This is a genomic window from Sphingomonas sp. GW821-FHT04B01 (genome assembly GCF_059420425.1).
Genome location: NZ_JBWKTR010000011.1, coordinates 62299 through 74222 on the forward strand (window position 1 = coordinate 62299; position 11924 = coordinate 74222).

Annotated in this window: 7 protein-coding genes and 1 pseudogene; 3 read left to right on the forward strand and 5 right to left on the reverse strand. The window is 59.8% G+C overall.

Translation table 11 applies throughout. From position 1 onward, the window contains the following. Window positions 1–181: 181 nt before the first annotated feature. Window positions 182–916, reverse strand: coding sequence for a hypothetical protein (locus AC07UH_RS19505; RefSeq protein WP_495181849.1), 735 nt, complete (start codon window positions 914–916; stop codon window positions 182–184). A gap of 347 nt (window positions 917–1263) precedes the next feature. Between AC07UH_RS19505 and AC07UH_RS19510 the strand changes: the two are divergent. Both AC07UH_RS19510 and AC07UH_RS19515 read left to right on the forward strand, forming a co-directional pair. After that, a pseudogene (locus tag AC07UH_RS19510) lies at window positions 1264–1952 on the forward strand (RES family NAD+ phosphorylase). Next, a complete protein-coding gene (locus AC07UH_RS19515; protein ID WP_495181850.1) occupies window positions 1949–2551 on the forward strand; it encodes a plasmid pRiA4b ORF-3 family protein in 603 nt (200 codons plus the stop codon). The pseudogene AC07UH_RS19510 and the gene AC07UH_RS19515 overlap by 4 nt, the downstream one beginning before the upstream one ends. A gap of 161 nt (window positions 2552–2712) precedes the next feature. Here AC07UH_RS19515 and AC07UH_RS19520 read toward each other — a convergent pair whose 3' ends face one another. From AC07UH_RS19520 to AC07UH_RS19530, 3 genes are all read right to left on the reverse strand, one after another. Then, window positions 2713–3513 carry a DNA adenine methylase gene (locus tag AC07UH_RS19520; RefSeq protein ID WP_495181851.1) on the reverse strand — a complete coding sequence of 267 codons (801 nt, stop codon included), beginning with the start codon at window positions 3511–3513 and terminating at the stop codon, window positions 2713–2715. After that, the gene (locus AC07UH_RS19525) at window positions 3510–5906 is read right to left on the reverse strand and encodes a DGQHR domain-containing protein (RefSeq protein WP_495181852.1); all 2397 of its coding nucleotides are present in this window, start codon (window positions 5904–5906) and stop codon (window positions 3510–3512) included. The genes AC07UH_RS19520 and AC07UH_RS19525 overlap by 4 nt, the downstream gene beginning before the upstream one ends. Before the next feature lie 445 nt (window positions 5907–6351). Continuing rightward, window positions 6352–6894, reverse strand: coding sequence for a hypothetical protein (locus AC07UH_RS19530; RefSeq protein ID WP_495181853.1), 543 nt, complete (start codon window positions 6892–6894; stop codon window positions 6352–6354). A gap of 924 nt (window positions 6895–7818) precedes the next feature. On the opposite strand from AC07UH_RS19530, the gene AC07UH_RS19535 reads away from it, so the two are divergent. Continuing rightward, window positions 7819–9459, forward strand: coding sequence for a hypothetical protein (locus tag AC07UH_RS19535; protein WP_495181854.1), 1641 nt, complete (start codon window positions 7819–7821; stop codon window positions 9457–9459). 357 nt (window positions 9460–9816) lie between these two features. Here AC07UH_RS19535 and AC07UH_RS19540 read toward each other — a convergent pair whose 3' ends face one another. After that, a complete protein-coding gene (locus AC07UH_RS19540; protein ID WP_495181855.1) occupies window positions 9817–11193 on the reverse strand; it encodes a transposase in 1377 nt (458 codons plus the stop codon). Between the last annotated feature and the right edge of the window lie 731 nt (window positions 11194–11924).

Sequence of the window (11924 nt, forward strand, 5' to 3'; positions counted from 1 at the left end):
CAGCGCGCCCTAATTCCGGTCATAGCTCGCCGACTTGGCGCAACCCGGAAGCGGACATCCGAAAAGTTCGCTGACAGCCTACATATAGCGGCGATCACTTGGTCAGCCCTCGGCGAAGGCGAGCAGGTCGGCGTGCCAATGCCGACGGCGCGGCCGAGGTCGCTAGCCTCGGACGCAGGGGCTAGCGGTGGCTCACGCTGCCCATCGCGTAGCCCGAGCCGAACGATCCACGCGCGGCATCGGCGGCGTCGGCCGACTTCATGAAGAGGTCTAGATTGAGCGGGTGGCGGTGGATCTCTTCCGAGAACTTCGCGTCGGCGGCGGCCTCCGCCTCGATCGAGGCGGTGATCTCTGCCAACTTCTCGTAGTAGACCGCACGCATTAGGCTCAACGCGGTCTCGATCTGCTGGCGGGCGCGCCGGACGAGGTTTCGATCCACGGTCTGCCGCCTGGTCACCACGCCGACCTTTGCTTCCGCCCCGCTGAACTGGAGGATGACTAGCTCCGCCTGCCATTCGCCGCCGTAGCTTCCGCCGGAGCCGAAATGGGCGATCGCGCTGTCGCGCAGATCGCTCAGCTCCTTGTGGACGATCTTCTCCTCGTCGCCGAAGCGGGTTCGCAGATCGAAGCCGCCTCGTTCCTTCGACTCTGTCTTGGTTGCACGGACGTAGAGCACGAGCGCGTTGTTGAGCAGCGCGGACTCCGTGATGAGCTTGCGGTGGTCGTCGGGATCGGCCGGAACGGTCAGCTCCGCCTCCAGCGTATCGATGCTCTCCATTGCCATCACGAGATCGGTCGACAGCGAATGGAGGTCGCGTGCGCGCCGGATCTGGTTCGCGAGCGGGAGGAGCCGCTTCTCGGCGAAGAGACGATCAGCGAAGGCGGAGAGGTTGTAGGTCGGGTCCGGAGCGGTCATCGCTCGAATTTAGGAGCGGGCGGGCGCACTTCAAATACAAGGCGCTGGCACGACGCGAGGATCGGGAGATGGGCATGGCGGACCGCGAGAATAGGGCTGCGGAGTTCGCGCGGTGGGACAGCTTCTCGCGCTTCGCGCGGCACGTCCGGTTCACTGGCCGCTACGTCTGGGGCGACGAGGAAAGGGCCTTTTTGGAGACGGTGCTCGCCACGATCCACGACCGGGACGTGCACTTCAAGAAGGGGCGGACCTTCTACCGCGCGCAGCTCGGCGTAGATTTCCTCGACCAGAAGGACGAGGACGGCAACTGGACGGGCGAGGAGACTGTCGGATTCGGTGCCAAGCGGATGAAGCCCCTCACAGATTGCGCCCGTGAGGGACGGGCGAACCCTACCGGCATACCTGCGCTCTACGTGGGCACCACCGTCGAGACGGCGATATCGGAGGTGAGGCCCTGGATCGGCGCAGACGTCTCGCTTGCCTGGTGCCGGCTGCTGAGGCCTATTCGGGCGCTCGACCTCACGAAGGGCCACGGCAGGACCTCGTTCGCCGGACCAGTGTTCCGGCATGTTATGGGCGGCCCGGATCTGACGGCGGCAGAAAAGGAGGAGGCGGTCTGGATCGACATCGACAACGCCTTTTCGGAACCAGTCACGTCGACCGACGACCGCGCGGACTATGCGCCGACCCAGATACTGGCCGAGCTGTTCCGGAGCGCGGGATACGACGCGATCGGCTACCTGCGCCGTCTGTCACCCAAGTCCGACATGGCCCGGGCTATCGCCTATGGCATCAAGCGCTGGCCGGGCCTGTCACGCTCGGACGCAGAAACTGGCTGTTCGCCGGTTCTCGTGCCGGCGGCGAACGGGCCGCTGCCCTCTACGCCGTCATCCAGACGTGCAAGGCGAACGGCGTCGACCCACAGGCCTATATCGCCGACGTCATCGCCAAGGTCGCAGGCGGCTGGCCTGCCAGTCGGTGGGACGAACTCATGCCGTGGAACTGGTCCGCCGAACCTGCCAGACTGGCGGCATGAGCGCCGAGACCATCGCCCGCCTGCACATCGTCCTGGACGACATCGAGCCCGCCATCTGGCGCCGGGTCGACGTGCCGGTCACCGCCAGCCTCAAGATGCTCCATGACATCGTCCAGGCCGCAATGGGCTGGGAGGACTGCCATCTCTGGCATTTCGAGGCCGGCGACCGGCGCTACGGCATCCCCGCGCCGATGTGGCCGGAGAGCGGCATGACCGCGGCCAAAAACGTGAAGCTCGCGACGCTCATCGACCGGGGCGTGGCGGAACTCGTCTACACCTATGACATGGGCGACGACTGGCGGCACACCATCACGCTCGAGGCGGTCGGCCACGGCGAACCCGACGTCAAATATCCGCGCTTCGTCGATGGCGCCCGGCGCTGCCCGCCCGAGGATGTCGGCGGCTTGCCCGGGTTCGAGATGTTCCTTGATGCCATGGCCGACCCCGGCCACGAAGAACATGACCGCTTACGTGAATGGTATGGCGGCCCCTACAACGCCGACGACATCGACGAACGCTTCACCCGCCGCGCCGTCGCGGCCATCGCTATCCGCCGCCACGCCGGCAAACTCGCCTACCAGAAGAGCCGCGCGCAATAACAAGGCGGTCTGCTCGCAACGCTTACCCTGAGCCTGGTTAGTCTTGCGGCTCCAAAGATGGCCCGGAGTTATGCAATGACGCCATCGAAATCTCATCCAATGGTCGACTCACAGAACGGGCTAGCGGACGAGGAAAATTCCGTGGACACGCTTACGTCAGGCTAATCGAGATTCGCCAGGAACATGGCCTCCGATGTCTTTCCCCGTTTGCCAGGATCGCCGGCAAGTACGCTCGTTCGTGCAAGTTGCCTGTACGTAAAGTCAGAATATAGCTCCCGCACGGATTCATGATCGGCGTTCGTTATCACGACGGAGGCTCCTCGGTTGGCCGCTGCCACTACGGCATCGTGTAACCTAATTTGGTCAGACCACGCAAAGATCTTTTCATTATATTTTAGGAATCCGTTCAGGTTGTGCTTAACGGTATAGGGCGGATCAACAAAAACAAAATCCCCGCCTTGGGCCAGCGCGAGCGTTGCCTCAAAGTCTTGGCACAATATCTCTGCCTGCTGCAACGCGCCGGAGAGTGCCGCAAAGCTCTCTCCTTCTATGACAACGGCCGTCTTAGTCCCGATGGGCACGTTGAACTCGCCTTTCAGGTTCACCCGATAAAGGCCGTTCCAGCATGTGCGGTTGAGATAAAGGGTGCGAGCAGCCTGCGCGATCTTGTCTGAGGGCACATCGGCCCGCACCTGATAATAATGGTCAGGAGAGTGCTTTACATGATGTTCCGCCATAAGCGTCTCGAGCGCCTCAGGCGTATCCCGTATGGCGCGGTAGAGGTTGATCAGCTCCGGGTTGATGTCCGAAAGTATCGACTGGGCTGGGCTTAATTTGAAAAAAACAGCGCCGCCGCCAACGAACGGCTCGATGTATCGCTCAAACTGATCCGGAATGGGTAATCGGGGTGATGATGCGAGCCATCGCTTGCCGCCGGCCCATTTGAGAAAGGGGCTGGTCACAGCGCTTTGAGCTCCTGTTCGACCCGGGGCGCTACCTCGCTCCGAAGCCAATCGACAAACTCAAGGTCCTCGTCGGTGTATGTGCGGAGTGAGTTTTTGTGGGCCGCGATATTCCGGATTTCTGAGAATTTCGCGATCCAAGCGGTGTGGTATTTTTTGCTGCCCTTCTTCTCGCCAGGTAGCGCCACATTGAACGTGGGCTCAAAGAACAGCCAGTTGTCGGACGCCTCGACGATCTCTTTAAGGTCGATGATATCGAGATATGCTTCCTTCGGTTTGCGTCGGCTGGCCGAGTCCGCGAGCTGCTTCTTATAGGCATTTTCTAGTACGCGGCGGTTAGTCACGCCGAGTTCCCAATAGGCCGGCTCGCCGGAGTCAGTCCGTCGTTCGCCATAGCGGGATTTGAGGATTTTAATGACGCAGTCCATCAGCGTCTCGGAAAACGCCATGATGAAGCGGTTCGCTTCATCGATGACGTTAGACTCTTTCTGTGCCATGTAGCGCTTAAATTCTTCGGAGCCGAAGTCCGAATGCGCACCGATGATCAGCTCGCAAAGATTGTAAAGATATTCTTTGACCCCGCCCTCGCCGAATTTGCGGGAATAATTCTCTTTCACCTCTTCGTCGTCGGCATCGCGAAAATAGTCGAATATCGGCTTGGCAATGTCGATCAGCTCCTGGATAAAATCGTCTTCTGCAAGCGTTAGGAAATCGATGCTTTTCTTGTGCGCGAGATAGCTGATGATCTCGGGGATCAACATGAGGTGCGCACGGATGCCTGGGTTCACACACACGAACGCGGTGCGCCCTGCCTCCCAGCGCTGCGGGTTGGCCAACCGCAACGCTTCGAAGTAGCCGTTTAGGATTCGACGTGCGCGCTCGATTGTTTCATCGTCTGTGCCGCCCGAAAAGGCGGCCGGGGCGATCGCGCCATGAACGACCCGACCAAGCAAACCCGAACGGTTGATGCCGTTTACCGCCTCGGAAATCGTAAGATTTTGGCTCGGTGTCGGCGGCACGTCGGGCATTGAGAACCGAAGAGATAGAGGACTACTCTTGTCGATGTTTAGCCTTCGCACGACCGCTGACGCCAAGGCCGAAAGTGCTGTTTTTGGATCGGCGTCGCCCATCCGCAGGTCGGCGAGCAACGCGACGAGCAGGCCTTTAGGAACGCTCTTCTGCTTATGGTTGATGGTTATGAAGAGGTCTGCTTCTTTGAACGTGTCCATCTTGTCGAAGGCGAGCACGAAGAGGCTCTGATCGAGATATTTGTCGCTCAGGCCTGAATATCCGTAAAGCCGGTGCTGGCCATCGATGATCCACGCAGAGCGATAGACGGATGGCAGCGTCAACCAGCCGAACTTGGTGCTGGGATCCGTATTATCCTTGTTGTTGATTAGGTCGAACCGGGGAGAATCCACGAAATTGATGAGCAGATTGGTCGGAAAGAAGCCACCCTTCTCGCTGATGAACTCACCAATTTCCTTGACGCGGCTGGAGGAAACCATGCGTTGATAGGCGGGCCGTCCGTCGGGATGGTTCAGCGCCTGATGGTTGACGAACGCGATCTTAAGGAGGTTGCGTGCAGAGATCACGAACGAATAGAACTTTTGGCCGCCAAGAGTGCCGCGGATTGCGGGCACTTTCGTTCCGGTCATGGCGGGGATCTTCTGCCCCTTCAGGAACTCGCCCAAGATTTGGTAGCGGCCAGCTGGCCCCATGTGTTTGAGGAACGCTTCGAAATAATTTAGCTCGTTCTCCGTGACGATGTAGATACCGGCGTCCCGCGCCCGCTCGATATCAGGCTCGCTCCAGATTATGTTGGACGTCACGTAAAGCCAAATCAGCTTTGGCTTCGGCTTGCTGCCATAGTGCGTATAAATAGCCTGACGTATGTATTGCTGAAGCGCGACGGTTTCGCCGATATCCTTCTGGAGCGATCGGCGGCCGCGATCCGTGCGCGACTTACATTCGATGATGACCGCCGTCTCGGCATCGCAGGCGAAGGCGTCGATCTGCTTCGAGCCGACCGAACCCGCTGTCCGGCGAAACTTGATGGTGAAGCCCGTCTCGTTTATCTCGCCATAGCCCATCAGGTGGAGAAGGCTCCACGCTCGGTCTTCGAGCATCTGATCGTGAGGCTTGATCTGTTTGATGCGGGTAAGCCGTTTGCCGGCGCGAGACACCTCCCAGCCTTTGGCGAGCATCTCGTCCACGTCGGCGGGGTGGACAGACCGTTCGTTCACCGCCGATCGGCGGCGGCGATAGGCAGCAAGCTGCGCCGCGCGATCAGAAAGTAGTCCGTCAAACAGCGGGAAATCACTGGTCAGCTCAACCGACGGCACGACCTCATCGTCTGCCGCGATTAGTTTGATATCCTTATCTGAATCCAACGCGTTTGCCCCCGCTTCCTGTCCTTCAACATACAGGCTCGATCAAAACTTTCCAGCTGTTGCAAGTGGGACGTAACTTGCAACGATATCGACCTGAACGCACGGCAGCTTCGCCGGAACCGCGATCAGATCCGGCCGTTCCGGACAGTCCGCAAACCCGGTCATAGGAGAGAGACCCTGCGCTGCTCCGCGGATGACCTGTTTCAGCGTAACCGGACGTTCCCGCATTCGACTGCGACTGGCAGGATTGTGCCATTACGGCCGTCGCCGGTCGAGGTGTCGGGCGAACCTGAATGGCTGTCCGAAGTTGGGTAGCGCGAAACGACCGTCGAATGTCGTGTTGTGGGTCATGGCGGCGAAGGGGAGGGCAGCAGCTCCCGCTCAAAGACGGGCATTTCGGGAGAGGTACATCTCTGATGATAAACCCCTTTGCCGTTATCCGCTTCTACTCAATGGATAGAGCCTCAGTGGCCCTGCTCCTGATGATCCACATGGTCAACGACCCTGCAAAAGCAACAAGGAGCAACAGGCGGGACGCCAGTTCTGATTTGTGGATGAACGCGGGCAAAACTGTTCTCACTGCTCGTGAGACTGGAAATGCCACCCAATTTATAACGGGCAGCAGCGTCAAACCCTCGATGGCAGCAGGCATCAGCAAGACCATAGCGATAGCACCGATCGTTAGCGTAGTCGCTCGCACCTTACCCACACTGCTGTGACGCGTCGGGGACAGTAGGCTCAAGCCGCACAGACCTGTAAGAAGAAAGCCGAGCGTCAGCGGCGTGCCGTAGATCCGGTTCCCCGTGGCAAAATTGGCCGCCCAGAAATTTCCAAAGCCGAACATCAGGGGGCTCGCTGCAAGGAACGTCACGACGACGAAGAGGAAGCCCCATGGGACAAGCCCTATCGCAACCGATCTTTTCCACGCCTGCACAGAAACATAGACAGCGACGCCAAAGACGAGGGGTAGGCGCAGAAAAATGCTCAATAGCAGTATCAAGGCACCGCACGCGCCGCCTGTCCTTTGACAGCCTGATATATACACTAGCGCAAATATGAAAAACGGTAGTAGCAGCACTCCCGCCGCGAGAACTGTAAGCGCAATGATCCATCGCCGGGTGAATGTCCTTGCCGTCACGATACCCCCGACCAATTAAATTACCAGATCCTCTAGCGCCGCGTGTCTTATCAAACTGTTACGCAAGGGCGCGCCGATGACGAACAATGGTAAGCGGACGCCCCCCCCCTCAACGCACAGGAACGAAGAGGCAAACCTGAAAGCTTTTCGGGGATATCGGAAAACGACTTTTTAGAAGCGGCCGTTCCGCTTACCTCCCAATGTCAGACGTTCGGATATCCGATTAGGCTCTTGAAGAGACGCCTTTTGCAAGGTGAACGAATGGCAGCCATCGGGAAGCGGCAATACCGCGCTGAATGGCCGCAACTGAGTCGTCGTCTCAAACTATCGAGCAAGACCGACCCATCGTTTGCCGTTTTAGCTGATCGGCGCGGCATCCCGGAGCCAGCCGTTGAACTTCTCGCAGCAGTCCCGTTTCTCCCTCTCCGACGGGCCGTTTCGGCAAAATGCAATTGCGAACAGGTTTGGGGAAACAGCTGGATCGGGAGGCGGCTTGAGCCTGAGTTCGCCGATGCTGTCCCTCTGAACCTTCATTTGTAGGAATGGCCGCTTGCGCTAGCAACCAGACGTTCCGGTGAGTAAATCGCACTCTCGAGGGCGGACATCTATCTAGCACAACGATCTCAACCCGGCCGTTCGCGATGCAGAAAACAAAGGTTCGCTCCAAGTCCCACATGCAAGCGACTGGATGGCTGACGTCCATTGATAAGCGAGCAACCCAGCCCATTGACCCATAGGTTGCCGAAGATCGCTTGTTGCTGGATAGTGCCCGCCATGCGGCTGGCCATCAAGCTGACAATTGGCATCTTCCTGACGGGCATGACACATGTCGCATTCGCATCCCGGCCGGAGCCACAAACGGTGCCGCTCGACAAGGGTAGGCAGATCGCGTCGTCCAACCAGGACGATATCATAGTCACCGGCGAGCGCATAAGGAGCCTGTCCGATTGGGTGCGCGCTGAGAGTCCTAACTTCACCGTATATGGCGTCGACGAAGGCCAAACGCGTCAGGTGGCGGCCAAGTTGGAACGTTTCCGCCAGTTCCTCATAGCGCTCACCCGAACACCGTCGCCGCCGCCCGAGGACCCCGTTCCAGTGTATCTGGTTAAGGGGCGTCTCCAGCTGGATCGCCTGCGCCGAGAGCAATACGAACGCGGGGCTTTTCCTGTGGGCTATTACTCGGCCTCTCCCACTGGGGTACTGCTAGCTGCCGACATGAGCTGGGATGCGCGCAGAAACGTCTTTCCCCGCTACCATGACGCTTCGCTGTTCGGCGGCTTTACGCGCCAGTTCCTTTTTAAAATCGGTCGCGGGGCCTATATCCCCGCATGGTATATCGACGGGCTGGGCGTGAACCTCACGACGACCCGGTTCACGGAGAGTTCCGTTGAGTTCGGAAAATTCCACCCGGGCATGGCGGAGACACTCAGCAACCTTAAGTGGGAGCCGATCGGTAGGATCGTATCCGGAGAGCTGTCGACGGGTTGGCTCTATTCCGCGGAAAGCGCCCTGCTCGTCCACTACATCTGCGCCGAGCCAGCCCGAGTGCAAGCCTTTCAACGATTTCTGACTGCCACGCATGATGGCAAAGAGCGTATTGCCGCATTCGAGCAGGCGTTCGCGACGACCATGAAAGCCTTGCAAGCCGAACTCTGGCAATATCGCACCTCGTCGCGGTACATCCGCGCCAGGACGACCGGCTTCACCGTTCCGGACATCAGCGTATATCTGCTCCCAAAATCGGCGGACGCGTTGCTGCTGGATCGGGCTGCGATGCAGATCGGCATACCAGAACGCGACCGGCAGTCTGCGCTGCTGCGCCGCGTCGAAAGCGTGGCGACGGACCCAACGGATGGTTTTGCGCAACGGATCCTCGCCAAGGCGCGAATCCTCTACGGTGCGCCTGAACGCGCTGATCCGATACTCGATCGGTTACTGGCCGCGTCGTCGGAAGATACTGAACTGATGTATCTAAAGGGCATGCGCCATCTCATGGCGGGGCGAGCGGATCCGGCAATCGCACGCGATCAGTTCCGGGAGGCGCGCACCTGGTTCGCCCACGTGTATCGCGTCGACCCCGATTACTATCCCGCGCTTTATGCATGGGCGGAAAGCCTGTCGACCGAGCCGCGTTTCGTATCGGAGAATACGGTAAACGTTCTTATGAAGGCGGCCGTTCTCGCCCCCCAGGCCACCCAGATTCGCATCACGGCCGCAACGATGATGCTGCAGGCCGGGAGGTTCGATTCCGCCGAGGCGTTGTTGACGCCCGTGATGGTGACGCCGCAGGACCCGGCCTCGGAGCAAGTCCCGGCGCTGCTGAAGAAGGCGCGCATGCATGCGCCGGCCACGATGCAGGATCTGCTGGCGTCGTTCCGATATGAGGAAACGTGGAAAGACAGGAATTGCTACTAACGGTGAACCTTGACTGTTCGCCGCGGGGAATGCACCGTTCGGTCCGACTCAACACTGGCGCGCTATCGATCGGCTCCCTTTATTCACCAACAGCGGCTGTGCCCGATGCAAAAGTCCATGGCTATGAAGTACGCCGGGATCGGCTGAAACTCGGGCCCTTCCATGATGCGTATAATCGATGCACGGCGCCATTGCATGTGACGGTGACTCGCACAGCAGTACCGCTTAAGGGGCGGCAGCTATCCCGGCCTCGCACCTTAAAGCCGCCAGTCCGGTTTCGCCCGATTATGTTGAAAAAGCGGGGATCGGCTGCGGGCATGCGCGTGGTTTGAAACAGAACTAGGCGTGCGCGGCGCCTCAGGCGGGTGCCATCTGCGACGGCATCGGGATCAACTTGGCCATCTTGCGGAGGTTCTGGGCAGTAGCGGCGAGGAGGAACTCGTCTTTTGCGCCGTTGGGACCTCGCAGGCGCAATCGATCCAGCTTCAGGATGCGTTTGAGGTGCGCAAACAGCATCTCGACCTTCTTCCGCTGGCGACGGGACGTCACATACGCGTCCGTGGTGGCAATATCGCGGGCCAGGTCGCGAGCGCCTTCGTGGATGGAGCGCGTGACCTTGCGGGCCGGCATGTTGGGCGTGCAGCGTTGCCGCAGGTCGCAGCCGGCGCAGTCCTGCTGCCGGGCGCGATAGCGGATGAAGCCGTCCTGGCCGACATCGCCGCGGGACTGCGTGAAGTTGCGGTTGCGCGGACGCAGGCGGTTGCCGGCAGGGCAGACATAGCTGTCGTCGCCCAGGTCATAGCGGAAGTTTGCCCGCGCGAAGGTGCCGTCGCGGCGGGCAGACTTGTCGAACACGGGGATGTGCGGGTGGATGTCGCGCTCGTGGACGAGCCATGCGAGCATCTCGGCTGAGCCATAACCGGTGTCTGCTGCCAGCCGTTCGGGCCAGACGCCGAAGCGGTCCTGCACGCGCTCGATCATCCGCTTGCAGGCGGTTACCTCGGCCTGCCGGATCGCAGTGCTCGGCTCCACGTCCATGATGACGGCATGGTCGAGATCGATGAGGTAGTTAGTCGAGTAGGCGTAATAGGCTTGCCCGCCATGCGCGCAGGTCCAGCGCGACGCCGGATCCGCCGGCGCCAGAAACTTCGGCACCACCGGCGTGGCCGCCCCGAATGCGGCATCGTCGAGGACGGCAAGATACTCGCGAACGGCACGCGTGTCGGCGTCGGGCGGCAGGCCCTCGCTACCCGGGCCGCCAGTCTGACGATTGGCATCGACCCGGATGAGGCTGGCATCGACAGCGAAGCCTTCGCCACCGACCAGCCCCTCGGCCATGCATCGCTCGACCGTCGTTTCGAACAGCCGGCGCAGCAGGTCGCTGTCGCGGAAACGGCCACGGCGGTTCTTCGAGAAGGTAGAATGATCGGGTACGTCGCCCTCCAGCCCGAGCCGGCAGAACCAGCGATAGGCCAGGTTCAGATGCACCTCGTCGCACAACCGGCGCTCGGAACGGATCCCCATGCAGTAGCCGATGATGAGCATGCGGATCATCAGCTCGGGGTCGATCGATGGCCGTCCCATCTCGCTGTAGAACGGCTTCAGATGTTCGCGGATGCCCGACAGGTCCACGAACCGGTCGATCGAACGCAGCATGTGGTCCGCAGGGACATGCCGCTCCAGACTGAAGCTGTAGAACAGCGCTTCTTGCGCTACCGTCCGCTCGCCCATCATCGGCCCGTCTCCGCTCACCTCGCGAAGATTGAATCAGACCACCGACACTACTGCAAGGCCGACTTTTTCAACACAATCGCCCTTTCTCGGACGTTGAAACGTCGATCGACAACAACCAGGAGCTGCCGTTCGTTAGGGCGGTTAGAGAAGTATTTTTAGAGTCCCGTGCGAAAAGCAACGATGTCAAGGTGGATGATCGTCTGACGCTCATCAAGAGCGATCATGGCTCTAACGTCGGTAACGCTTACCGCTGGCCGGGCCGATATCGTCTTTACGCAAAAGTACAGCTGGGCCAGGGGCAAATCCCGCCAAGGGCTGGACCTAAGAATATCCCGCTGTCTTTCCGATGAAACCCGACCTGTCCTGAACCCAGCGGACTTCATATCCCTTAGCATCTGTGGAGAAAAGCGATCGCCGACACGCAGATGGTCATTGAGCCATTGCTGAGCCTCTTTGACCTGCACGGTGGGGTCCGGGAAAAACGGAGACGTTATCGTCTGCCATGTAAGCCAGAGCGCTAGCAGGAAATCCCTCATTCGCCCTTGATGCAGCCAAACAGGTTATCGAGCCGTGTGTCTAATGGCGGAAATTGGTCTGTTCTTTCCGAAAGCGAACCTTTCCGTTTCCGTCCCAAAAGCGGACAGGCCGCTTCCTCCCGATTGTGTTGAAAAAGGCTGGCTTGCAGTAGTGTCGGTGGTCTGATTCAATCGCCTTGAGGCGAGCGGAGATAG